General features: G+C 45.5%; 20 protein-coding genes. 5 read left to right on the top strand and 15 right to left on the bottom strand.

Going from position 1 to position 25,582, the window contains the following annotated elements; genetic code table 11:
* Window positions 1-138 precede the first annotated feature (138 nt).
* The 5 genes from iscA to DLE54_RS07520 form a co-directional block, all read right to left on the bottom strand.
* The gene (gene iscA / locus DLE54_RS07540; RefSeq protein ID WP_011960852.1) at window positions 139-459 is read right to left on the bottom strand and encodes an iron-sulfur cluster assembly protein IscA; all 321 of its coding nucleotides are present in this window, start codon (window positions 457-459) and stop codon (window positions 139-141) included.
* Between the two features lie 139 nt (window positions 460-598).
* Window positions 599-991 carry a Fe-S cluster assembly scaffold IscU gene (gene iscU / locus DLE54_RS07535; RefSeq protein WP_011960851.1) on the bottom strand — a complete coding sequence of 131 codons (393 nt, stop codon included), beginning with the start codon at window positions 989-991 and terminating at the stop codon, window positions 599-601.
* A 123-nt stretch (window positions 992-1,114) separates the two neighbouring features.
* Complete coding sequence (locus DLE54_RS07530) at window positions 1,115-2,332, bottom strand: IscS subfamily cysteine desulfurase (RefSeq protein ID WP_110817356.1); 1,218 nt, start codon at window positions 2,330-2,332, stop codon at window positions 1,115-1,117.
* A 5-nt stretch (window positions 2,333-2,337) separates the two neighbouring features.
* Window positions 2,338-2,859: an Rrf2 family transcriptional regulator gene (locus tag DLE54_RS07525; RefSeq protein WP_011960849.1), complete on the bottom strand. Its 522-nt coding sequence runs from the start codon at window positions 2,857-2,859 to the stop codon at window positions 2,338-2,340.
* Window positions 2,860-3,474: 615 nt separating this feature from the next.
* A complete protein-coding gene (locus tag DLE54_RS07520; RefSeq protein ID WP_110816761.1) occupies window positions 3,475-4,119 on the bottom strand; it encodes a hypothetical protein in 645 nt (214 codons plus the stop codon).
* A 571-nt stretch (window positions 4,120-4,690) separates the two neighbouring features.
* On the opposite strand from DLE54_RS07520, the gene DLE54_RS07515 reads away from it, so the two are divergent.
* Both DLE54_RS07515 and DLE54_RS07510 read left to right on the top strand, forming a co-directional pair.
* Window positions 4,691-4,963 carry an HU family DNA-binding protein gene (locus tag DLE54_RS07515; protein ID WP_007395246.1) on the top strand — a complete coding sequence of 91 codons (273 nt, stop codon included), beginning with the start codon at window positions 4,691-4,693 and terminating at the stop codon, window positions 4,961-4,963.
* A 142-nt stretch (window positions 4,964-5,105) separates the two neighbouring features.
* Window positions 5,106-6,980, top strand: a complete 1,875-nt coding sequence (locus DLE54_RS07510) for a SurA N-terminal domain-containing protein (protein ID WP_110816760.1) — start codon at window positions 5,106-5,108, stop codon at window positions 6,978-6,980.
* Between the two features lie 124 nt (window positions 6,981-7,104).
* Here DLE54_RS07510 and purH read toward each other — a convergent pair whose 3' ends face one another.
* From purH to mrcB, 5 genes are all read right to left on the bottom strand, one after another.
* Window positions 7,105-8,679 carry a bifunctional phosphoribosylaminoimidazolecarboxamide formyltransferase/IMP cyclohydrolase gene (purH, locus tag DLE54_RS07505; RefSeq protein ID WP_110816759.1) on the bottom strand — a complete coding sequence of 525 codons (1,575 nt, stop codon included), beginning with the start codon at window positions 8,677-8,679 and terminating at the stop codon, window positions 7,105-7,107.
* Between the two features lie 169 nt (window positions 8,680-8,848).
* Entirely contained in the window at window positions 8,849-9,190 is a 342-nt protein-coding gene (gene fis / locus DLE54_RS12110) for a DNA-binding transcriptional regulator Fis (protein ID WP_011960844.1), read from the bottom strand.
* 102 nt (window positions 9,191-9,292) lie between these two features.
* Window positions 9,293-10,216 (bottom strand): 50S ribosomal protein L11 methyltransferase, encoded by a 924-nt coding sequence (gene prmA / locus DLE54_RS07495; protein ID WP_011960843.1) that lies wholly within the window; start codon window positions 10,214-10,216, stop codon window positions 9,293-9,295.
* Window positions 10,217-10,286: 70 nt separating this feature from the next.
* A complete protein-coding gene (locus tag DLE54_RS07490) occupies window positions 10,287-11,183 on the bottom strand; it encodes a tetratricopeptide repeat protein (RefSeq protein WP_110816758.1) in 897 nt (298 codons plus the stop codon).
* A gap of 39 nt (window positions 11,184-11,222) precedes the next feature.
* Window positions 11,223-13,868, bottom strand: coding sequence for a penicillin-binding protein 1B (mrcB, locus tag DLE54_RS07485; protein WP_110816757.1), 2,646 nt, complete (start codon window positions 13,866-13,868; stop codon window positions 11,223-11,225).
* A gap of 217 nt (window positions 13,869-14,085) precedes the next feature.
* Between mrcB and DLE54_RS07480 the strand changes: the two genes are divergently transcribed.
* Entirely contained in the window at window positions 14,086-16,983 is a 2,898-nt protein-coding gene (locus DLE54_RS07480; RefSeq protein WP_110816756.1) for a heavy metal translocating P-type ATPase, read from the top strand.
* A gap of 126 nt (window positions 16,984-17,109) precedes the next feature.
* Here the strand turns inward: DLE54_RS07480 and DLE54_RS07475 are convergent, their stop codons facing one another.
* Entirely contained in the window at window positions 17,110-17,832 is a 723-nt protein-coding gene (locus tag DLE54_RS07475) for a Bax inhibitor-1/YccA family membrane protein (RefSeq protein ID WP_110817355.1), read from the bottom strand.
* Between the two features lie 539 nt (window positions 17,833-18,371).
* On the opposite strand from DLE54_RS07475, the gene DLE54_RS07470 reads away from it, so the two are divergent.
* Complete coding sequence (locus DLE54_RS07470) at window positions 18,372-19,394, top strand: NAD(+) kinase (RefSeq protein WP_011960838.1); 1,023 nt, start codon at window positions 18,372-18,374, stop codon at window positions 19,392-19,394.
* A gap of 48 nt (window positions 19,395-19,442) precedes the next feature.
* Window positions 19,443-19,751 carry a YeaC family protein gene (locus tag DLE54_RS07465; protein ID WP_011960837.1) on the top strand — a complete coding sequence of 103 codons (309 nt, stop codon included), beginning with the start codon at window positions 19,443-19,445 and terminating at the stop codon, window positions 19,749-19,751.
* Between the two features lie 83 nt (window positions 19,752-19,834).
* Here the strand turns inward: DLE54_RS07465 and DLE54_RS07460 are convergent, their stop codons facing one another.
* The 4 genes from DLE54_RS07460 to alaS form a co-directional block, all read right to left on the bottom strand.
* Window positions 19,835-20,209: a HopJ type III effector protein gene (locus DLE54_RS07460; RefSeq protein ID WP_110817353.1), complete on the bottom strand. Its 375-nt coding sequence runs from the start codon at window positions 20,207-20,209 to the stop codon at window positions 19,835-19,837.
* A 129-nt stretch (window positions 20,210-20,338) separates the two neighbouring features.
* A complete protein-coding gene (gene csrA, locus DLE54_RS07455; protein WP_011960835.1) occupies window positions 20,339-20,584 on the bottom strand; it encodes a carbon storage regulator CsrA in 246 nt (81 codons plus the stop codon).
* 470 nt (window positions 20,585-21,054) lie between these two features.
* A complete protein-coding gene (locus DLE54_RS07450; protein ID WP_011960834.1) occupies window positions 21,055-22,338 on the bottom strand; it encodes an aspartate kinase in 1,284 nt (427 codons plus the stop codon).
* A 455-nt stretch (window positions 22,339-22,793) separates the two neighbouring features.
* Complete coding sequence (gene alaS, locus DLE54_RS07445) at window positions 22,794-25,505, bottom strand: alanine--tRNA ligase (RefSeq protein WP_110816755.1); 2,712 nt, start codon at window positions 25,503-25,505, stop codon at window positions 22,794-22,796.
* Window positions 25,506-25,582 lie beyond the last annotated feature (77 nt).

Genomic DNA, 25,582 nt, shown 5'->3' with positions numbered 1-25,582 from the left:
ACGAGCAAGGTCGTCAGCAAGGGCTCAAACTCAGTCACTAACTATAAGATAAGTGCTGGTACTATAAGACAGTGATTAATCAGTATAAAGTAATCAATCAACAATCAATATAAGCATGAAGACTTAAAGGTATTCATACTAAACGGTAAAGGACTCACCACAGCCACATTCGCCTTTTTGATTAGGGTTGGTGAATTTGAAGCCCTCGTTTAGACCTTCAGTCACATAATCCATTAATAGTCCATCTAGATATACCATGCTCTTTGGATCAACAAAGATATTAACTCCGTTGCTTTCAAACTTCTCATCGCTTGAATCGGGATCATCAACAAATTCTAACACGTAGGCCAGTCCTGAGCATCCAGCGGTGCGAATAGCCACACGAATGCCTTCACCATGACCACGGTTATCTAGATAATCTTTTACGTGTTTGGCAGCACGTTCGGTCAGTTCAATCATTAAGACTTTCCTAATGTTAAAAATTTTATTATTGGTTCTCAACGTTAATGGGGATAATCCATCAAGCTTCAAGCCATCACCTTGTCACAGCATTGTTCCTGACAAGGTGATGAATGATACGCTTTAAGTGGTCGCTAACTTAAGCTTCCACTGTGCCGCTTTTGGCGCGATAATCTTCAATCGCCGCTTTAATAGCGTCTTCTGCCAGTACTGAGCAGTGAACTTTTACTGGGGGTAGGGCAAGCTCTTCTGCGATGTGCTTGTTTTTGATCTCAGAGGCTTGGTCTAACGTTTTACCTTTAAGCCACTCAGTGACTAATGAGCTTGAGGCAATTGCTGAGCCGCAACCATAAGTTTTAAAGCGAGCATCTTCAATGATACCGTCATCACCAACTTGGATTTGTAGACGCATAACGTCACCACAAGCTGGGGCACCAACCATACCAGTACCTACGTTCTTAGCGTCTTTGTCCAAATTACCAACGTTACGCGGATTTTCATAATGGTCAATTACTTGATTACTATAAGCCATGGTGTTTCTCCTGGGGTTTAACCTAGATAAATAAGGGAACAGTATTCAATCAATACTGTCTAAAAGGGTCGTACATAGCACATTTACTGTCCTAAAGCTGACTCAGTAAAATGGCGGTTATGCTTAGTGTTCAGTCCACTCTACAGAGGTTAGATCCACACCGTCTTTATACATATCCCATAAGGGTGATAAATCTCTTAGCTTATCTACGGCTTCATGAATCTGAGCTAGGATGATATCGATGTCTTCTTCGGTGGTGTAGCGGCCGAAGCTAAAGCGAATTGAGCTGTGTGCCAACTCATCAGGACGACCGATAGCTCGTAGTACATAAGAGGGTTCTAACGTCGCTGATGTACAAGCAGATCCTGAAGAGACAGCCATATCTTTTAGGGACATCATTAATGACTCACCTTCAACGAAGTTAAAGCTGATATTGACAATGTTTGGTACGCTGTTATCAGAGTCACCGTTTAAATAAATCTCTTCGATGTCTTGGACGCCTGCCCATAATTTGTCACGCAGCTTTTGTGCATGTGCGCGATCTTGCTCTAAGCGCTCAGCGGCAATAGCAAAGGCTTCACCCATACCAACGATTTGATGCGTCGCCAACGTACCTGAACGCATACCACGCTCATGGCCACCGCCATGCTGCTCAGCACGTAAACGAATGCGTGGCTTACGGCGAACATATAAAGCGCCGATACCTTTAGGACCATAAATTTTGTGACCTGAGAAGCTCATTAAATCGATTTTTAGCGCTTCAAGATCAATTTCAACTTTACCTGCAGCTTGTGCCGCATCCACGTGGAATACTACGCCAGCTTCACGAGTGATCTCACCGATGGCCTTGACATCAGTGACCGTGCCAAGCTCATTATTCACCATCATAAGAGATACTAAAATAGTATCTTCACGAAGCGCATCTTTTACCTGCTCAGGCAAAATAAGACCAGTGCTAGGCTGAGGCTCGATATAAGTAATTTCATAGCCTTCTTGCTCAAGCTGACGGCACGTATCTAGTACCGCTTTGTGTTCAATTTTACTGGTAATGATGTGTTTACCGCGGCCTTCATAGAAATGAGCGGCGCCTTTAATGGCCAAGTTGTCTGATTCAGTAGCCCCTGAGGTGAATACGATTTCACGAGGATCAGCATTAACCAGATCAGCGATTTGCTGACGCGCATTTTCTACAGCTTCCTCTGCTTGCCAACCATAACCATGTGATCGAGAAGCGGGGTTACCGAACATGCCATCAAAGGTCATATACTCGGTCATTTTTTTGGCCACTTGCGGATCTACAGGGGTAGTTGCTGCATAGTCAAGATAGATAGGGCGGTTCAAGTTACTCATGCTGGATTAACCTCACTGGCTGAGAATATCATATTAGGATTTGAATGAGATGTGGTGCTTTCTGTCGCCACATCATAAATAAGTTGTTGACGGTCTGAGACGTCTTTTACATTTTCCATCTGTAGTAATTGTTCTAATGAGATGTTTTTTAGATACTGTTCAATATGCTTAGATAAGGCACACCATAAATCATGGGTGAGACACATAGCGCCGCCCTGACAGTTGCCTTGGCCACCACACTGCATGGCATTCACAGACTCATCTACCGCGGTAATGATGGTCATTACGTCGATATCGGCCAATGGCTTTGCTAGATGATAGCCTCCAGAGGCGCCTCGAGTACTGGTCACTAATCCTGCTTTTCTTAACTTAGAGAATAACTGCTCCAAATAAGAAATGGATATAGATTGGCGCTTTGCTATGTCTGATAAAGAGACAGCATTTGTTGAGTCGCCATCTTGAATAGCCAGATCTAGTAGCGCGGTAACGGCGTATCTACCTCGAGTTGTTAAACGCATTCAATGCCTCCACGATGTCGCTATAAGTTGATATGATGCCTATTATAGTTAATCCCGAGTAAACTAGTCAAGATTAATCGGTGAGTAATTTGTAAGGCAAACTCTCAGCCTTATACACTGAGAGCCACATCCACCATAAAATAGCGTCCTCAAAGCCAAGCCTTATGAAGGTCGAAGCCAAGCATTACCACAGAGCATTGGCCGATAGGGCATGGGTATAGCCTACTGTCACAAAGCGCCTTGATAGCAACAAGCGATTAGCGCAAACAAAAAGTCATGACGACAACATACAGCGTAGTGGCTTCACATACCGACATGGCAAAGCCTTATTAGATACTAGGGGCAAAGCTTATAAAAACAAGGCCATAGCTTTAATAAAAGCGGGCAAAACCGTCATAAAAAATGCGTGCATAGTATAGCAAAGATAGGCCATGAAACGGCTAATAAAATACAGGTATAAAGCAGATGATGACAGAGGCTATAAACTTAGGGAGGTGGCGGCGTAGGCTCTAAACATATCGGTTATATATACACCAAAAAAAACCCTTAAATGAAGACATTTAAAGGTTTTTATATACCAATAAGTGATAATACGGTGACTTGGGTATGAGTCAATTATTGAGTCAGCCAGCCAATGACTGAGGCAACTGCAATTAATGACGCCACAATTAACGCAATTAATGTGGTTTTTTGTTTGCTATGAGCCTCTTTTAAGCTGACTTCAAGTTCGCGGTTGCGCATGCTTAATATATTTAGCTGCTGCTGCTGCTCTTCAATGCGTGCTTTATAATCAGGCTTATTAGCATTGTCCCCATCGTGTTTTTTGCCGCGGCCCTTGTCTTTGCCTTTCACCGTTTTAATAATGCCTTGGAATAAGCTGGCCACACCCAGTTGTAATAGGAAGTGACGTACTTCGGTCACTGTCTCAGTACCGCCGCGCATAGTCAGCTTATTGATTTGAGTGGCATCATTGCTAATGAATGAATTGATCAGTTGGTGAGAGTAGGCATTAATAACCACATCTAGCTCTGAGACAGAGGCGGGTAGGTTACTATCTAACAAAACGCCTTTGGTAGTAAAGGTGGCATAGAATTGGGTGTGGGGTAAATAGCTGCGCACACACACCACAGTGTTTTTTTGAGCCAAAGGATAAACAGCTTTGCGTAGGTTCGGGTCGAATCTTAATACCAGGGTAATGGCGGACTCTGCCAGTACCAGTACGACATTAAGTAAAGAGTTTGATATTGAATTTTGACTCATACTAAACCTATTTAAGTGTTAAAAAGTAAGCGCTTTATCTAAGCTGTTAACCCTAGTGTACTTATTATGGAGAGCCCTCGCTATTAAAATACTTGGAATTTTAATGACTAAAAGGGTTAAATGAAGTAAATAATAGCATAATGCGGCCAATGCGCCATAGGCATCCCTTATTTATGTCATTTAAATCTGTAACTGCTGTGTGGTTTTTGCAAAAGCAAAGTGGTGATATTAGCGCTCTTGGTTTATTTGTGTAAAATAGAGGCGCAAACGGGGCTAAAATATACGATAGCACTTGAAAACACAGTGGTTTGCAGGTATAAAGTCACTAGAAAGTGGTGTCACAAGGTGTATTAAGTGGGTTATTGGCCAATTATATGTAAATTTACTTGCACATTTTTAAACCCCTTGTTATAACTGCATTTAACAACCACCACGTCAAAAAATACTAGCAGTAAAAACGGTGCATTTTTTTGCGCTATGGTGTAGTATTTAAGGGCTTGGTTATTGCTTATTTAGTTTTTAAGCGATAGAATTTACCCCCGAATTTAAATCTATTTTAAAGGAATTCTCTATGAATAAATCAGAATTAGTAGATAGCATTGCTGAGAAAAGCGGTCTTAACAAAACTCAAGCTGCTGACGCTCTAAATGCTATGATGGAAAGTGTTGGTGAAGCGCTAGAAAACAATGACACTATTTCATTGGTTGGTTTTGGTACATTCAGTGTGAAAGACCGCAAAGCACGCACTGGCCGCAATCCTAAGACAGGTGATGAGCTACAAATTCCAGCAAGCCGTGTACCACACTTTAAAGCAGGTAAAGGCCTTAAAGATCGTTTAAACTAAGCCGAATGAGCGCTAAGTTAAGCGAGCACGATGTCTCTTTGTAGACAATAACGCACCTTAGGGTGCGTTTTTTTTGTGTCAGCTGTTATTTTCACGTATGATATTGCGTTAAACTTTTATTAACCTATGACTGATATGTACTATGGAATCGATACGTAATTTTCTCCAAAGTTGGCCCGGAAGAATCTTCTTAATGCTGTGTTTATCACCATTGGTGATATTGGGGCTAGAGAGCTACTTTAGTGGGGCATCGAGTGTCAATGAAGTGGCTAAAGTGGGCGATCAAACCATTAGCCGTGCAGAATACCAAGATGGCCTAAATGGGCGCAGAAATGAGCTATTGCAAGGCGGGGTAGAGGCCAGTGCTATTAATACCCAAGCCTTAAATAGCGAAGTGCTCAAAGGCTTGATTAACCGTGCGCTGTTAAGAAACCAAACCGATCATTTGGGGATGCACGTATCCGATGCTGCGATTAATAATCTGTTATTACAAGATCCGCAGTATTTAGATGAAAATGGCCAGTTCTCAAACGACCGCTTTGCTTTTGCATTGCAGCAGCAGGGCATCACCAAAGATCAGCTGTTTGCCCAGTACCGTCAGCAGTTAAACCTAATGCAGCTTTATGCCAGTGTCGCTCAGACGGCTGTGTATCCTGAGTCGCAAATCCATGATCTACTGGCGCTGCAACTTGAGACGCGCGATGTGTGGGTGTATCGCCTACCTTGGGAGCAGTTCAAAGATAAGGTGAGCATATCTGACAAAGAAATCTCTGATTATTATAATGAGAATAAGAGCAAGCTAAATAGCCGAGCTATGGTAGATTTGGCTTATGTGAGCCTAGATCCGAGCAAGCTGCCTGTCGAAAAAGTCACTCAAGCTGAGCTACAAGCTCAATATGATGATTATAAAGCACGTTTTGTGGGTAACTCCAAGCAAAAGGTAAGCCAGATTCTAGTGACTGGCAGTAAGGCTGAGGCGACCATGCAGCAAATTGAGCAACGTCTGAAAAAAGGCGAAAGCTTTGCAGCTATTGCCAAAGAGCTGTCAGAGGATCCGGTGAGTGCTGCCAAAGGGGGTGATATTGGTACCTTTAATGCAGACGCCTTCGGTGCAGATGGTCAAAAAGTAGCTCAAGCTTTATCAGGTCTAGAAAAAGGTGAGGTATCGGCTCCAGTAAAAACCAGCTTCGGTTATCAGCTGTTTAAAGTGACCGATAAAAGCGGTGATAGCGTACCGAGTTTAGAGAGTATGCGTGACGAGCTGACCGCACAAGCTCAACGTCAAAAGCGCGAGCAATTGATTGCTGATAAAATCACCAGTATTAATGACATGGCCACAGATGGTGTGGGTATTGAAGATATCGCCCAGCAAGAGGGCTTGACTGTCCACAAAATCAAAAACTACACCAAGCTTAATAACAATACTGAGCTTAACCAACCTGTGGTTATTGAAGCGGCCTTTGATGACTTTGCTCTACAAGAAGAGTCGGTCAGCCCAGGTATTAAAGTTAATACTGGCACAGTGTGGGTACAGCCTACCAATTACCGTCCTATTAAGCCGTTAACTTTGGCTCAAGCGAGTGCTCAGATTAAAGATACTTTGGTAAAACAAAAGGCAGCTCAGCAAGCGATGGCACAGGCCAAGCGTCTGAGCGAAACGGTAAATAACAGTGGTATGTCAGCGGCAAAAGTGCCCTTTAAAGCCTTAGGCACTATAAACCGCCAAAACCCACAGCTAAGTATGGATGAAAAAGCCATTGCCTTTAGTAAAAACACGCCTGCTGGCAAACAAGTGGCTGTTGCTGAAAAAACCAGCAGTGGGGCAACTGTACTGGTGATGGGGCCAATCAGTAAAGCCTCTATCAAGGACGTGCCTGCTGCTGAGCTGTCGCAGGCCATGTTCGATATGAGAAGTATCCGTGGTCAAGAACACTTTAGTGATTACTTAGAGTACTTACGCGGCGCCACTAAGATTGAGAAAAATGAGGCGGTGATTAAAGAGATTGGTGGAATTTAACGTCTTATCTGCTCTCACATCACTGCTCAGCTTATACCCAATCTTAAACGACGCATAAAAAAAGACCGCCTCACTGAGGCGGTCTTTTTTTATGGGCGTCTATCAGATACACAAAGCTTGTTGCTTAGTGGCGGAAATGACGCATACCGGTGAAGACCATAGCGATACCATGCTCGTTCGCCGCAGCAATGGTTTCGTCATCACGAATAGAACCACCGGGCTGAATAATGGCTTTAATGCCTACTTCAGCAGCGTTATCGATACCATCACGGAATGGGAAGAAGGCATCTGAGGCCATAACCGCGCCTTGCGTTGCTAGGTTGGCATGCTCAGCTTTGATGGCTGCGATACGTGCTGAGTTCACACGGCTCATTTGGCCGGCACCAATACCGATGGTGCGCTGATCTTTACCATAAACAATGGCATTTGACTTAACATACTTGGCCACAGTCCAAGTGAACAATAAGTCATTTAACTGCTCAGCAGTAGGTTTTAGATCAGTCACCACTTGTAGGTCATCGGCAGTGATAAGACCCAAGTCTTGGTTTTGGATTAATAGACCGCCTGTGACACGTTTATAGTCAAATTGCGCGGCACGTTGATCAGGGCTTGGTAGCTCACCACAGGTTAAGACGCGTACGTTCTTTTTGGCGGCAGTAATGTCAAGCACACCTTGCTCAAGGCTTGGGGCAATGATCACTTCAGCGAACTGCGTATCTACAATCGCTTGCGCCGTTTGCTTAGTTAGGGGACGGTTAAAGGCAATGATACCGCCAAAAGATGACTCAGGATCTGTGCTAAACGCTGTTTTGTATGCTTGAGTCTGGTCAGCATTGATCGCCACACCGCAAGGGTTCGCGTGCTTCACAATCACACAGGCCGACTCGCTAAATGATTTGACACACTCTAAAGCGGCATCAGTATCAGCGATGTTGTTGTATGACAGCTCTTTGCCTTGATGCTGCTGAGCGGTAGAGATGCTGCCTTCACCTGAGCCATTGGCTTCCACATAAAATGCCGCTTTTTGATGTGGGTTTTCACCATAGCGCAAATCTTGAGCTTTTTGTAGTTGTACGTTGAACGTGCGAGCGAAGCTATCTGGCGCTTCAAATGACTCTAGGCGACTGCCTAAGAAGTTGGCAATCATGCCATCATAATGAGCGGTATGCTCAAACGCTTTTACTGCCAAATCAAAACGGGTTTTTTGAGAGATGCTGCCCGTGTCTTTTAGCTCTTGTAGCATCACATCATAGTCTGCAGGATTGGTTACGATGGCTACATGTTCGTGGTTTTTGGCCGCTGAGCGCACCATGGTTGGGCCACCGATATCGATGTTTTCAATCGCATCAGCTTTGGTCACATCAGGCTTTGCCACAGTTTGCGCAAAAGGATAAAGGTTGACCACGACTAAGTCGATAGGGCGAATACCATGTTCGCTCATAACCGCATCGTCTTGACCACGGCGACCGAGAATACCACCATGAATTTTTGGGTGTAAGGTTTTGACGCGGCCATCCATCATTTCGGCGAAGCCGGTATAGTCGGCCACTTCAGTCACAGCAATGCCGTTGTCAGACAGTAGGCGATACGTACCACCGGTAGATAATAGATCGTATCCTGCTTCGATGAGGCCTTTTGCAAAGCTTTCAATTTGTGATTTATCAGAAACAGAAATAAGAGCGTACGGCTTATCAGACATAGTTTTTCCCATAGTGTGGACAGTAAAAAGGGTGATGATATTCTGAGATTATCGTCAGGGTTTAGTAAAACACTTAATCTTTGCAAATTAAGCGAGGAAGTATATTAGAGCAATTTATTCAGTATGACAAAAAATTTGGCCTTAAAAGACAACGTTTGATAGGTTTTTATCACATCAAATCATACTGCTGCATTTTTTTTCTTAATGTGCCTCGATTGAGCCCCAAGATTTTTGCTGTTTTTGACTGATTGCCTTGGGTTTGTTTGAGGACCACTTGCAGTAAAGGTTTTTCTACTTCTTGCAAAATGGTTTGGTACAAGTTGGTCGTAGACTCGCCCTCTAATTCCACAAAATACTGCTCAACGGCTTGCTGAACATGATGACGTAGAGGAGCACGGTCTTGGGGGGCGTGAGAGTCAACGCCTTGTGGCTCAGGTGCTATCGAGCTCTGATTGTAATACTTGGCAGCATGGGCAGCACCACTACCAAAAGCGGGGGATGAGTTACTCATAGTTAAGTCTGTACAATGAAGGTTAAAAAGCGTGAGAGTGGTTAAATTTGCACAGCTGCTTACTTTTGCAGCTGTGCTTTTGATAGCTACTGGGCTGTGTTTTTAGCCTGTAAAGGTGCCTGATAAACGGTGCCAGTGCGAGTCATCATGATCATCACTTTTTTCATAAGAGTGGCGGGTATCTAGATTGAACCAAGGCTCATACGCGCGGACCATATCCTCAAGCTGCTCTGAGATAAGTCCGGCCAGCACGATACCCCCTTTCGGCTTAATTAAAGTGGCTAAATAGGGTGCCAATTCCATTAAAGGCTTGGCTAAGATATTGGCAGTAATAATATCCGCTTTTGGGATATCACCGGCAGCAAAGGCTTTGGCAAAATCCTCTGGCAGATACACCTCAAGAGCATGGGTGACATCATTACGCTCAGCGTTCTGCTTAGTGGCCAGTACCGCTTGTGGATCGATGTCTACGCTGTACACTTGCTTGGCGCCCAGTAATAAGGCGGCAATGCCTAAGATACCTGAGCCGCAGCCATAGTCGATAATGACTTTATCGCTTAAGTCTTGATCAGTGAGCCAATCTAAGCAAAGACGTGTGGTGGCGTGATAGCCAGTACCAAAAGCTAAGCCTGGATCCATCATGATATTTACCGCATCTGGATTGGGCGGGGTCATCCACTTGGGCACAATCCACAAGTTGTTGGTGCACTCAATAGGCACGTAATGCGACATCCATTCACGCTCCCAGTCTGTGTCTGCCAGTGCCGTGGTCCAAACACGTCGAGCGTTGACTTGAGCAGCCAAAGTCTGTGCCATAGACTCAATGTCTTGTGCCGTGTCGGCGGTAAATAGGCCGGTCAAAATAACTTCATCCCACAAAGGCGACTGACCTGGAAGTGGCTCAAATAACGGCTGGTCACCAGCATCTTCTAGGCTAATTGAAAGCGCACCTTCTTCTAATAATAAGCTCTCTGCCAAGTCAACGTCTTGTTTTGCACATTGTAGGTGCAGTTGTTGCCAATCCATAAGTGTCCTTAGATAAATCGGTTTAATAAAACGCTCTATTTTAGCTTGATAGCGTCTGTGTTGATAGGGGTTATCTTGAAAGAGCCGCTTTTGCCTCGTTTATAACCCGAGTATTGCCTTGGGCTTGGCCGGCGCGTAACACCACTTGCCACAAAGCCTGCTTTTGAGAGGCCGTTTTTGCCACGACCAGACCTCGGCGTGCCATCGCTTCTGCCTTTAGCGGTTGGTTTTGCTTAAGAGCAACTTGGCCTAAATAAAAATAAACTGCAGAAGATTGAGGCGCTAAGCGCTGAGCACGGGTGAAGGTGCTTTGGGCAGCAGACACTTGGCCCTGTCGCAATTGGGCCACACCGGTATCCATCAGCCTTTTAAATGCAGGAATGGTACTGCCATCTTGAGTAGAGGTGTTACTGCGCGCTGTATTTTGTGAGTTTTGGCGGGCCTGATCTAGTAATATTTGCTGCGTGGTTCGTGTCTCAGGCGGACGAACAATCACGACCGGCTCTCGCACTTGTACCGGTGTGCGCGGTGCCGGAGTCGGCTCGATGGGCGCCTCCAATACAGGCGCAGTTGTCTGCGCCTCCTGGGTTTCAGCAGTGCTTTGTACAGAAGATGACGGAGTGGTGTCTTCAGCTATGCGCTGATGATCAAAGTTGTTAGAGCCATCAGGATAGTCTGCGCTGTCCTCTGGCTCAAAGTCTTGTTCTTCTATCACCGCATCTATCACCTCATAATCTTCTGCTTGTTGAGCGCTAGATGAGGCCGGATATTTATTTGCTGGATGGTTAATAGTCGATGTACGAATAGTTGAGGTAGTAGGTGGTACACCTTGAGCGCTATCTGTCATTGAAGGCGGCGTCTGACAGCCACTTAGGCCACCTGCTGCCAGACCAAGCCCCATAACAGCTGCCATAAAAAAGTTGTGACGCTTAGCGCAAACGGTTGGGGTAGGAGCGGGCATAAGCATAAAGCACATCCAAATTATGAGATAAAATTTTTAGGCCAATTAAAACCATTGTAACGCTTTATCATACCAAGTATCACGATTATTGGTAGGCTCTGAGGCTTCTTGCTCAGGAGCACTGCCTGCAGCGGTGTTATCATTAGCGCTTGAATCAGTATTGGCGGGCATACCTTCTTGAACACTATCGAGCTGACGGCTTTGATCCAGCAAAGCCTTGCGCTGATCATTGAACCACTGCTGTCTTTGGCGTGCCTGCTCTTGCTCATAGATGGCAAGGGCGCAGTCACTGGCCTCTTCAGGCAAATATCTGCTAAGTACGGGCAAGTAGCGGGCATTATCACAGCTTTCATGCGACAGTTTTCCGGTGCCATTTTCTAGCCATAACCACTCTACACTGTCCGGCTGCACCAGCTCGACAGGGGTCAAGCGCAGACGACCCATAAAGTCCTTCCACACAGGTAATGCACCGCTGCCACCACTTAAACCAATGGGCTTATTGTCATCACGACCCACCCATACTACGCTGACATAGTTGCCACTATAGCCGGCAAACCAAGAGTCGCGGTAGTCGTTGGTGGTGCCTGTTTTCCCGGCCAGATTTAGATCACTGCCTAAGGATTTTAGCGAGCTTGCCGTTCCACTGCGCACCACTTCTTGTAGCGCATAGTTGGTTAAATAGTTGACATCAGGTGGCACGCTGCGCTTGGTATCTAGCCCTGAGCGCTGCAGAATTTGACCTCGGTCATCAACCACAGAGCGGATACTAATAATGGGCGTGCGAAACCCACCTGCAGCCATGACCTGATACATACCAAGCATATCCATAGGACTAAGCTCAACTGAGCCTAAAAACAACGAAGGATAGGTTGGTATCTTCTCCTTAATACCTAAGCGGTGAAGCTGATCGACGAACGGGCCCACACCAAATTCTATACCCGTATTTACCGCAGCTTGGTTATAAGATTTGGCCAGCGCTGTGGTTAAGGGCACGTAACCATGGTCTCGGCCATCGTAGTTTTTTGGGGTCCAAGTGGTGTTGTCTGGTAACGTTAGCGTAACTGGGTTGTCGCTCACAGGGCTGGCCAGATTGTACTTGCCACTTTGTAGCGCTGTCATATAAATAAAGGGTTTTAACAGTGAGCCCACTTGACGTTTGGCATCTATCGCTCGGTTGAAGCCTGTAAATTCGCTACCACTACCCACAGCAGCAATCAGCTCACCTGAAGCTGGATTGGCACTGACCAAGGCCGCTTGTAGCCCCTTGGTTTTGCTGCTGCTTTTTCGTAAGCCTGATAATTGCTTTTGTACCGCTGCATCAGCCGACATCTGAGCGATAGGGTCTAAGGTACTAAAGACGCGTAGGCCTTCATTTTTTAGATCATCGGGATGATAATTATCATGCAGCTCACGCTTTACGATGTCCAAAAAGTCGGGGAATCGGCTTTTGCCTACGCTTGGTTTAGGCACCACATCAAGCTTTTGAGCAATGGCGTCATCATAAGTGGCTTGATCAATTTTGCCCGTTTCAAGCATATTGGCCAGCACTGTATTGCGGCGATTGAGGGCACGCTCTGGATTGCGGCGTGGATTGTAATAGCTTGTGCCTTTGGCTAAGCCCACCAGCATGGCTTGCTGATCAATACGCAGCTCTTTTAACGGTTTATTAAAATAAAACTGCGCAGCCAACCCAAAGCCGTTAATAGAACGGTTGCCATTTTGACCTAGGTTAATCTCATTTAAATAAGTTTGTAAAATTTGGTCTTTGCTGTAGTGCATCTCGAGTAGCAAGGCCATCACCGCCTCATTGGCTTTACGCTTAAAGGTGCGATCTGAGCTTAGATAAAAGTTTTTAATCAGCTGCTGAGTGATGGTCGAGCCACCTTGCATCGAGCCGCCTTTTAAGTTGTTATACAGTGCTCGGCCGATACCCTTGAGCGACACGCCTTTGTGCTCATAAAAGCCGCGGTCTTCGGTGGCGATAAGCGCATCAATCAACGGCTGCGGAATCTCATCAATAGGCAACACGATGCGGTCTTCATTGTTATCTGGATAAATACCACCGATGGTAACCGGCTCAATACGCACGATACCAGTATCATTGGGTTCGGTACTTTGAATGCTGGTGACTTTAGAGTCTTGGATTTTAATCTTAATCACTTGCTCAGGGTCAACATCATTGGCGCTGTACTGAAAGCCACGGGTATGAATGACATACTGGCCGGAGGACTTGTTATAGGTGCCAGTATTGTTGTAATTAGAGCTGGATTTGTAATTGAGCATCTCAAGCCAAGCATCTAAGTTCTTGTTGGTGAGGGCTGCCCCTTGATACAGCTCTAAAGGCTGCGAGTACACCTTGGCTGGCAAGTTCCAGCGTTTGCCCTCAAATTTGGCAGTAATAACGCGGTCTTGCTTGATCAAATACATGGCCAGCATCAACATACCGACAATGATGATAATCAGTAAAAAAAAGCCAATCACTGAGCCGCGTTGCTGCTGCGGGTTGGGAAGTTTGCCTTCGCTAAACGAGGACTTGGAGAATTGTGCAGATGATTGGTCAAAATGAGAAGAAGCGCGAGAGGGTTTGTGATGCACGATAGTTTTACCAACATAAAAAAAGACCCGATTATAATGACTGAAAACCGCCTTTTTTTCAATGTAATTGCCATCTAATAGCCGATATATGCCCATTAAAAGTAGCTTTTCATCGCTTTTTCACGAGTTAGGGCATGCTGCATAAGCGCCTGATTTATTCAAGCGCAAACTTTCAAAAATACACTTCGCCCTCATAATGGTTAAAGCGCTATTGCGAACGGCCACCCTTAATCACCTTTGTGACGCTGTAAGGCATGCAGACCTGATACAATAGGCGCATCTTTTTGTGCGACAATGTGTAGTGACGACAGCTATGACCCATCTTAATGAGCGTTCAAACCCTTCTTCCTCCCCTTTAGCAGCGCCTGAAGCTGCCTCCTCTGAGTACGGCTATTTGTCTGAGGACATCAATGAGCTGATTTTACCGCCTGAAGGTTGCTGCTTTCATTGTGCTGAGCCGGTACCAACACCCCCCTTTACTGCGGTAGTGCTGGGCGAATCACGCCTTATGTGCTGTATGGGCTGTCAATTGGCGGCTGAAAGTATCGTAGAGGCGGGGCTTGAGCAGTATTATTTGGATCGCTCTGAGATTAACCGTACCGCAAGCTTGCCCACTGAGCTTGAGCGTCTGCGAGCTTATGATCATGAAGAGGTTCAAGCGCAATTTGTGTATGCCGCAGAGGGCAAATCGGTGGCAGAGTTGTCGGTGAGTAATTTGCGCTGCGCTGCCTGTACTTGGCTGATTGAAACGCGGTTATATGAGCTTGAAGGCGTAGATAAGTGCCAGGTGAACCTGACCAATCAGCGTATGCGGGTGATTTGGGATGAAACCAAGCTGCCTATCAGTGATATTTTGGTCACCATCAATCAGATTGGTTATGATGCCAAGCCTTATCGACAAGACACCCATGAGGCGATGCTGGCGCGCAATAATAAGCAGATGATGATAAGACTGGGCATTGCGGCATTAGGTGCTATGCAGGCCATGATGTTCGCGGTGGGTATGTACTTTGGCAATTACACCAGTTATAGCGGTATGCTCATAGAACAGCGTGATTTTTTGCGCTGGGTATCGCTGTTTGTTAGCATTCCTGTGTTCTTTTATTGTGCCGTGCCATTTTTTGCCTCTGCGTGGTCGGCCATAAAAGTGCGTCAGGTGAATATGGATGTGCCGGTAAGTATCGCCTTAACCGTTACCTTTTTTGCCAGCTTGTACGCCACCATTTCAGGACATGGTGAGACCTATTATGACTCAGTGAGCATGTTTGTGTTCTTTTTACTCGCTGGGCGTTATATCGAGCACAATGCACGTCTTAAAGCGGCAAACATGGCCAATGACTTGGTGGTGGTTGAACCCACCTTGGTACAAAAAATCGGTCATGAGCCGCAACTGGTCGAGGCCCTCATGCCGAGCATGGAGGCTGAAAAACAAGGCATACAAACCAAGCTGGATGAAGCCAATGCGCCAATTGATTTAACCATTGAACAAAATAAACAATTACAGCAGCTTGGTAACCTCATCCATTTGGCTCAGCGCAATAAGCCGGCACTTGCTGCAGATACGCTCTCAAGTGGCCAACCCCCTGTTGTTGACACCATATCAGCAGACACTGAGATTGACGAGGGACGCTACCTGAGTGACGCTGCTCATAGCGATACTGTGACCGCCCACTCACTTAAAATCGGTGATGTTATCTTGATTGAAGCGGGCAGTGAAGTAGTGGCAGATGGTCTGCTGTGTAGTGAGACGGCGACCGTCTCCCAAAGTCTGCTTACTGGTGAGAGTTTATTGATTGTCAAACATCGAGGTGAAAAGGTCATCGGCGGCTCACAAAACGATAGCCAGCCTTTTATTATGCTGGTCACCGCCTTGCCTGAGAACAGTCAAATTGCCTTAATTGACCGTTTAATGAACCGAGCCCTGAGTGAAAAGCCTAAAGTGGCAGAGCAAGCAGATAAGTGGGCGCGCTGGTTTGTGGCACGGATTTTAGTGTTGTCTGTGTTTGTATTCATCGGCTGGTACTTGGTCGACCCCTCTGAAGCGCTGTGGGCCACCGTGGCCGTCTTGGTTGCCACTTGTCCTTGTGCATTGTCATTGGCCACGCCTATTGCATTAACGGTATCGACCAATAGACTGGCAAGCTATGGGTTCTTAACCACTCGTGGTCATACCATTCAGACCTTAGCTGAAATTACTCATGTGGCCTTCGATAAGACCGGGACACTCACTTATGGTAAGCCTAACTTGCTGTATATCGAGCCTTTGAGTCATGAGCCTCAATTAGATGCTGGTCTACAGACTGATGCCATTCAAGATAAAGATGACTTATTGGCCATCGCAGCAGCGCTAGAGGTGGGCAGTCGTCATCCGATAGCCACCGCTTTATTGGATGCCGCGTATCAGCTACATTTACCGGTGGTCAATCAATTGGTGCATCACACTGCAGGCGGGGTGGAGGCACAGGTAGGTGATATCGGCGGCGGCCATACTTATCGGCTCGGTCATGTGGACTTTGCTTTAAATCGTGATGACAGTAAGGCAGGCAGCAATGTGCCTTATGAGATTGACTTGCAGCGCCATCGTGCCAGCACGGTGGTCATGTTGACCCGCTGTGAGCGTCAAGCTGATGCTGCTGGGGCCTCACCAGATATCTGGCAACCACTGGCGCTATATTACTTCAATGACAGTGTGCGAGATGGTGTGGCACAGATGATCCATCAGCTGCAAGCTCAAAACATTGAAACTGTAATATTAACGGGAGATCCAAGCTCACATGCGCAGACTGTGGCTCAAGAGCTTGGCGTAGATAAGGTCTATTTTGGCTTATCACCTTCAGATAAGGTGGCGCACATTAAGCAGCTGCAAGATGCCGGTCATGTGGTCATGATGGTCGGTGATGGTATTAATGATGCACCAGTTTTGGCGGCAGCCAATATTTCTACCGCTATTGCTGGGGCGGCTGACTTAGCTCAAGTCTCAAGTGATAGTGTGATTTTAAATGGTAAAGTGGCAGCTGTGTCCGATGCCAAGCGCATCGCTGATAAGGCGCAAAATATTATTAAACAAAACCTGCGCTGGGCCTTAACTTATAACTCTGTGGTTCTACTACCGGCCGCCTTTGGCTATGTTCCTCCTTGGCTGGCAGCCATCGGTATGTCACTAAGCTCCTTGGTGGTGGTGCTTAATGCACTGCGTTTGAAACGAGCCTAAATGTGCTTATTGCTTATACCGCTAAGCGTAAAATGGCCTGCATAAAAAAAAGATCGCCTCAAGTGAGGCGACCTTTTTGATTTTATTGATTAAAAAATAGCGTAAGCAGGCTACTTTGTTTACCGCTTAATCTTGGAAGTGGCTTAACAGACGCATAAATTCAAAGTACATCCATACTAGGGTGGCTAATATACCGATACCAAAAATCCATTCGTACTCTTCTGATACGCCCGCTGCCACACCGCGCTCAATGTTATCAAAATCCAGCAGCAAGCTAAATGAGGCCACCACCACCACAAATAAGCTAAAGCCGATAGCCACAAGACCGCCAGTTTGGAACAAGAAAGGCAGGGTTGAGCCAAATAATACAAAGCCCCACTGAACGATGTAGATCAGCATGATGGCAAAAATAGCCGACATCATGATTGAGCGAAATTTTTCATTGACCTTAATCATGCCTGAGCGATACAAGCCCAGCATAACAGCAGCTGTGACAAAGGTAGCGGCCAATGCGTTAGCAGGAATACTTGGATCAATACCCATGAACATGATAGAGACACCGCCTAAAAATAGACCTTGTAAAATGGCGTAAGGGGCGGCCAAAGCTTTGGCTTTTTGGGGTCTAAATGTAATAAACAAGGCTAGACCAAAGGCGGCAAACATACTGCCAAAGGTAATCATTTGTGCCATGCCACCGCTAATACCGCCACGGATGATAAAGAAGAAAAAGCCCAAAGCGGCAATAGCGCTCAGTCCCAATAAAAAGCTGGTTTTTTGTACCACGCCTTGGACGGTCATGGTTTTACCACCCACCGCAAGTTCGGTACGGCTGACAATAGGGTTTGCCATAATCATTGAATCCTTTAATTAATGAGGTTGATTAATAATTTATTTAATAAGATGCTGTAAATTTCAAGTCAGTCTTAGCTGTTTTTTACAGCCAGTTATCGACCATAATAGCTTATTTCGTTAAGGGTGGCAAAAACTGACCGCTGTAGTGTGAAGGCACAATGAGCCTATGGAGAAATCAAAAGGCCAACTGAGTTAAATGATAAGTATCTATTATGATTGTTGGATGAATAACTCAGATTGGATAGCCTGCTAAATGACATAACATAATAGTGGATAAGGGCGGTTAACGACTGTGAATAATTGTGGCAGCTAGTAGAGACGATAAAAGCGGTATGTATACTGTATATGGGGGTAAATCGCGGCGGTTGCAAGATGGCTGTGTGAGTGACAAGAGATGACAATCAGCACAAAACTCACCGGGCGACTAATGCAGTAAAATCGATAATGTGGTACGCTTACGCTTGTTATAATCTTGAACGATAAAGTCCCTTAAATGATGTGAGAGCTGCTGCTTAGGGCTCTTTAATTTAATCTTAATGACCTATTTATTGAAGCTGAAGCCTATGGAACGCTCTGAGCAGTCCGATAAGCTGCCGAACTTATCCGACTCTTCTCTTTTTCATTCTATCAAAAACCCAGCGTTTAGACGCATTGGCTTGATGGGTCGTGCCCGCAAACGTGGGGTCATTACCACCATTCATGAGATTGGGCAAAGAATTAATGAGATGGGATTGAGTCTTTATGTGGACTCTGAGACCGCCACCTTGCCTGATCTTGAGCTTGAAAAATTAAATAAACTGCAAATTGTAAAACGTAGCCTACTGGGCGAGATTTGTGACTTAGTCATTGTGGTGGGTGGTGATGGCTCCATTTTACATGCCGCACAGGCGCTGGCTCGATATCGTGTCCCAGTATTGGGCGTTAACCGAGGTCGCCTTGGCTTTTTGACCGATGTTAATCCTGATGAGGTGGGTGAGAAGCTGCGCCAAGTATTAATGGGCGACTATCAGCTTGATCAGCGCTTTTTATTGACCATGGAAATCCGAGAAGGGCGCAAAATTGTGCATCAGGACATGGCGCTCAATGATGTGGTTTTGCATGCCGGTAAGTCGGTGCATATGATAGACTTTCAGCTTACCATCGATGAGCTAGATGTGTATCGTCAGCACAGTGATGGATTGATTGTGGCTACTCCGACAGGCTCCACCGCCTATGCCTTATCTGGGGGTGGTCCTATTATTCACCCAAGCTTAGATGCTATTTGTCTGGTGCCCATGCATCCGCATACCCTGTCTAGTCGCCCTATTGTGGTCAGTGACAAAAGCGAGATTATCATTCGTATTCACAAAGACAATCGTACTCAGCCCATGGTCAGTGCCGATGGCAAGCCAAGTGTGGCATTAGATCAGCACCAGCGACTATATATTCGCAAGCACCCCGATAAGCTAACCTTATTACACCCACCTGGATTTGATTTTTATGAAGCCTGTCGCACCAAGCTTAATTGGAATGTTCATGCTGAAGAATTTGCTCTAGATGGCGAAGATGACGAGTTATAAAGAGAGGTCATCAATTAACTATTTGTTTGTATTCAATGAGGTAGGATAATGAATAAAGAAGAAATTTTAGCGGTCATGACCCCTGAGTTGGTCGCCTCTTTTCGCCAAGCCATTGAGCTTGGTAAATGGCCTGATGGCAGAAAGCTGAGCCCAGAGCAGCGCGAGACGTGCATGCAAGCGGTTATGGTGTGGGAACATGAGCATTTACCGCCACAAGAGCGTGTGGGCTATATCCACAAGCCAGTAAAAAAAGATGGCACTGTCGTGGGTGAGGAGTGTGATGTTGAGCATGAACATCACTATCCTAACTTGCCCAATCCTAAAGGCGCTATTCAGCCTGTTAAATTCCGCTCATAAGCCTTAATACTGATCACTACTCATAAAAAAAGACCAACTTCAAGTTGGTCTTTTTTATCATTTATCTGATTTTTATCTAAGCTTTAGATGTTTTTTACATCGACGCTCGGACGGGCGGTTAATGGATTGTGTTCCATCAAAAAACCCTGCCAGCCCCAATGAATAAAGTTACGGATATTCGGGTGGTCTGTGCCTTTAGGCGCTGCAACAACAGCATCATAATGCTCTGCAAACAGCTTTAGGGTATCTAATTGATTTAAACCATGGTGCTTGGCAAAGCCAAATACCTTTGCGCTACCTTCGTTTTGACCCACAGCATTGACCAAGTCACCATTACTAAATTTGACTGGGGTATAGCGATAAAAGTCATCAATAAAGTTAAGCACATCATTAAAGGCAATGGCTTTTTTGTCTAGTCCGTTTAGCAATGCAGACACGTCAGAATGTCGGATACTCATAATGGCCTCATTATCAATTAAAAAACGATCTGTTAAAAGCGCAGTATTATACGCAATAAAAACCGTAAGCTTGGGCGCTTTGTCAGCTAAAAAAATAGCTGACAAAGATAATACGCTAAAAGCTATAGGCTATCTATTAAAAAAATCGTCATCATCGAATGAGGTAGGGAAGTTACCTTGTTCTAAATGCTGCATTTGAGACTGCATAGCACGCTCATGTTGAATGCGCTGATAAATCTCTTCACGGTGCACCGCAATATCTTTGGGTGCATTAACCCCAATACGAACTTGATTGCCCTTAACGCCCAATACAGTGACACTTACCTCGTCACCAACCATTAAAGTTTCACCCACACGGCGAGTTAAAATTAACATGCGTCACACTCCTTATGTCGCAGTAAAAAAAATTGGCAAATGCCAAATGATGAAATAGTCATAATGTTGCCCATTCAGTTTGCCCTCAATAGAGGCGACCTGTGTTTGACTGAGATATTTGCCCTAAGCTAAAGCGTGGTACGCTGTTATCTTAAATAATCTCACATAGGCCGTATTCGAACAGAGTATTATAAGGCTTTATGGGCTATATGTCATTAGCAATCCCCCTTTTTAGCGTTTTATCGGCTAACAGGGGCAAGATATTTAGTCTGACAGCTCTAATCTACCGCAGATTAGTCATGATATGCCAGTTATTTCCTGTTGAACTTAAGTCACATATATTCAAAATATAAATGACATCAGATACAAAGCCGGCTTTAACTGTTAAGTTAAAGCCGGCTTTGGTGTATAAAAAACAGCAGTATCACTAGATAGTCAGCAATGACAAGCTAGTCATGACATATTAGCAATTACAGACCCGCAACTTTGCTTTCGCCATCTGCACGATCTAGGCCAAAGGCGGTGTGTAATGATTTAACCGCTTTTTCTAGATGCTGCTCTTTAATCAATACAGAGATCTTGATTTCACTGGTAGAGATCATCTGGATATTGATGTTGTTTTCGGCCAATACTTGGAACATCTTACTGGCCACACCGGCATGAGAGCGCATGCCAACACCCACAAGTGAGACTTTGACCACATCGGTATTGCCATGGATTTCTTTGGCCTCGATGTCCCCTTTGATGCTCTCTAAGATAGTAATGGCCTTATCAAAGTCAGGACGATTGACAGTAAAACTAAAGTCAGTTAAGCCTTGATCAGATAGGTTCTGCAAAATCATATCGATTTCGATATTGGCATTACTAATGGGGGTTAAGATACCAGAGGCAATGCCTGGATGATCTGGCACACCGCGCACCACAATTTTTGCTTCATCTCTGTTAAATGCGATGCCTGAAATGACCGGCTGTTCCATGTCGTCTCCTTCGTCTACTGTAATCAGTGTGCCAACGTTTTGGCGGAATTCTTCATCAAAGCTACCGTCTTGACCTTCATCGAAGCTCGACAGTACTCTTAAAGGTACTTGGTATTTACCAGCAAACTCAACGGCACGAATTTGCAGAACTTTTGAGCCCAGACTGGCCATCTCTAGCATTTCTTCAAACGTAATCTTATCAAGCTTACGTGCTTTTGAGGTGACGCGAGGATCGGTGGTATACACCCCATCTACATCCGTATAAATCTGGCATTCATCAGCGCCTAACGCTGCCGCTAGGGCAACACCTGTGGTGTCTGAGCCGCCACGACCTAAGGTGGTGATATTGCCTTCGGCATCTATGCCCTGAAATCCTGCTACCACGACCACATTGCCGTCATCGAGCTGTGCTTGAATTTTTTCGGCATCAATGGATTCAATGCGTGCTTTATTGTGCTTATTATCAGTTTTAATCGCCACTTGACCGCCGGTAAAGGAGCGTGCACCGATACCCAACTCTTTGATTGCCATAGACAATAAGGAGATGGATACCTGCTCGCCCGTTGAGACCATTTGGTCATACTCACGCGGATCAGGGTACTTACTAATTTGAGTGGCCAGGTCGATTAAACGGTTCGTCTCACCGCTCATGGCTGATACGACAACAATTACTTGATGCCCATGGTCATGCCAGCGTTTAACCCGCTTTGCAACATTCTTGATACGGTCGATACTGCCCATCGACGTACCACCATATTTTTGTACAATCAATGCCATGTGAAACCCTTTGAATTGAAAGTTTGGTTTTGCCCATTATCTCTACTACTATCGCGCCAACTTATATCGACTCTATCTGGCCAAAGTGTACCGCATGCCTTGAGTACATAAGTTATTTTAGAGAGTAATAATAAAAAACGGTCATTGCCTAGTTTATGGAAACCTGCCTTTGACGGTGCTGTGTTGGCTTAAGTGGCTGATCACTGATAGTCACTTATCCCAGCATTCGCCTTAGACAAACGTACTTTATAACACAACCGCACAGTGCCATCAAAGCATGCAACAGACTTTAATGATGGTAAATAGTTATTAATCACTAAACTTATCGCAATAGTTAATAACCGATGGCTTAAAGCAGCGCTGAGGACTGACCTAACTTAAGCCACAGCGCTGCAATTTTTATATAAATCCGTTATATGACCCATTTATATACAGGATTTATGTTGGGTCAATGGTTAGCTCAGTTGACTTGCCACCCAGTTTGGCAGCGCTTGCATCACACCGGTCAGTTTATCGCTACTTGGCGCGCCGCCTTGAGCATAGTCTGGTTTACCACCGCCTTTACCCTCAAGCTCACCAGCTAAATGACGGATAATATCACCGGCTTTGATGTCGCCAGTTAAAGACTTGCTCACGGAGGCTGCAAGTGCCAATTGGCCATCTTTTTCACCGACTAAGATGATAATGGTATCTTGTAGCTTGGATTTGATATCATCAATAAGCCCGCGCATTGCTTTGCCATCGATACCAGCCACTTGTGCAATAAGCACTTTTTTATCAGCGATGGTCTGTACATTATCCACCAAGGTTGCTGCTTGCGCACTGGCGATTTTTTGATTCAAACGCTCAATCTGTTTTTCAAGTTCACGCTGTTTGTCTGCCATGGTCTGTACACGGTCAGCCACTTCAGGGCGTTTGGCTTTTAATTGATTAGCAAGGGCTGTCAACTGGCTGTCTGCTTGCTGTATATAACGCAGAGCGCCCATACCCGTTAAGGCTTCGATACGGCGGATACCGGCAGCGATACCAGACTCTGAGGTGATTTTAAACAGGCCAATATCGCCGGTACGCTTCACATGCAGACCACCACAAAGCTCAATAGAGAAGGGCTTTTGTATGCCATCTTCAATCTCAGTGGTGCCCATGGTCAATACGCGTACTGTCTCACCGTATTTTTCACCGAATAAAGCAGCAGCCCCTTTGGCCATCGCATCATCAATATTCATCAGCTCAATATGGGTCTCAACGTTGGCTTGGATTTGCTCGTTGACCAAGCGCTCAATGGTGGCCAGATCTTTTTGAGAGACCGCATTGTCGTATGAGAAGTCAAAGCGTAACATTTCGCTTGATACCAGTGAGCCTTTTTGCGATACGCTATCTCCCAATACTTTACGCAGTGCTGCGTGCAACAGGTGAGTGGCTGAATGGTTACGGGCACTGGCTGAGCGAATTGCTGAGACAACTTGAGCGTCAGCAGTTTGGCTCTTTTGTAGCGATCCCATATTCACCACACCGTGATGGATAAAGGCTTGGCCAGATTTTTTGGTGTCCTCAACATTGAACACCCCTGATGACGTGCGAATCTCGCCCATTTCACCCACTTGACCACCCCCTTCTGCGTAGAATGGAGTGCGGTCTAAGACAATAACGCCTTCGTCACCTTCGTTTAATAGCTCAACCTCTTTGCCGTCTTGATACAGACCGATGATGTTTACCTCTTTTTCATCAAGCTGCTCGTAGCCTACAAATTCAGTAGGGGTCTCAACTTTAATGGCCGCTGAGTAATCCACATCGAATTTGCCTGCATCACGCGCACGCTGACGCTGAATGTTCATTTGCTCATCAAAGCCGGCCTCGTCGATACCAATGCCGCGCTCACGGGTGATGTCTGCGGTCAAGTCAACAGGGAAGCCATAAGTGTCATACAGTTTAAAAGCCGCCTCGCCTGAGAGCACATCACCTGACTTTAAGCTTTCAAGTTCACTGTCTAATAAGCGCAGACCTTGAGCTAAGGTTTTGGCAAATTGCACTTCTTCTTTTTCGATTGCTTTTTCGATAAAGGCTTGTTTTTCAACCAGCTGTGGATAAGCGTCGCCCATCTCTTTAACTAAAGGCGCTACCATTTTGTAGAAGAAGCTGTCTTCTGCACCCAGTTTGTTGCCATGACGCACAGCGCGGCGGATAATACGGCGCAATACATAACCACGGCCTTCATTACTTGGCAATACGCCATCAGCAATTAAGAAGCTGACCGCACGGATGTGATCGGCCACCACTTTTAACGACGCTTGGTTGTCATTTTTGATACCAATGATGTCTGCAGCGCTGTTGATTAAGTTAACAAATAAGTCGATTTCGTAGTTGCTGTGCACGCCTTGCAAGATAGCACTGATACGCTCAAGACCCATACCGGTATCGACACTAGGTGCAGGCAGTGGCTCCATGGTGCCATCAGGCTGACGGTTGAACTGCATAAATACACAGTTCCAAACCTCAATATAGCGGTCGCCATCTTCTTCAGGCGTTCCAGGTAGGCCGCCTTCTACATGCTCGCCGTGGTCATAGAATACTTCAGAGCAAGGACCACAAGGGCCAGTATCACCCATGGCCCAGAAGTTGTCTGAGGCATATGGGGCGCCCTTGTTATCCCCAATACGAATGATGCGCTCGGCAGCTAAGCCAATGTCTTGGTGCCAGATATCAAAGGCTTCATCATCGCTTTCATAAATGGTCACGTAAAGTTTATCAGCGTCTAGGCCTAACCACTGTTTTGAAGTCAAAAATTCCCAAGCATAAGCGATGGCTGATTTTTTGAAATAATCACCAAATGAGAAATTACCCAACATTTCAAAGAAGGTGTGGTGACGTGCTGTATAACCAACGTTATCTAAGTCATTGTGTTTACCGCCAGCACGCACACATTTTTGTGAGGTGACCGCTCGAGTGTAGTCACGTTTATCGATGCCCAAAAAGCAGTCTTTGAACTGGTTCATACCCGCATTGGTAAATAATAAAGTGGGGTCGTTGTACGGCACAAGGCTTGAGGAGGGCACATGGGTATGCTGCTTGCTAACGAAGAAGTCTATAAACGCTTTACGAACATCGGCTGTGCGTAAGAATTTATCAGAAGGTAGTTGAGTAGGGTTTGAGGGCGCAGAGTGAGTCACATGAACTCCTTAAAGAATGGCTAGTAGGCTAAAGGTTTAGTGAGATTAATATAAAAACTCATTCAAAAGTGGTTATC

Source organism: Psychrobacter sp. YP14 (assembly GCF_003209315.1).
Taxonomy (GTDB): Bacteria; Pseudomonadota; Gammaproteobacteria; order Pseudomonadales; family Moraxellaceae; genus Psychrobacter; species Psychrobacter raelei.
Note: the sequence above shows the minus strand (reverse complement) of the source record. Positions and strands in the feature narration are given on the sequence as shown.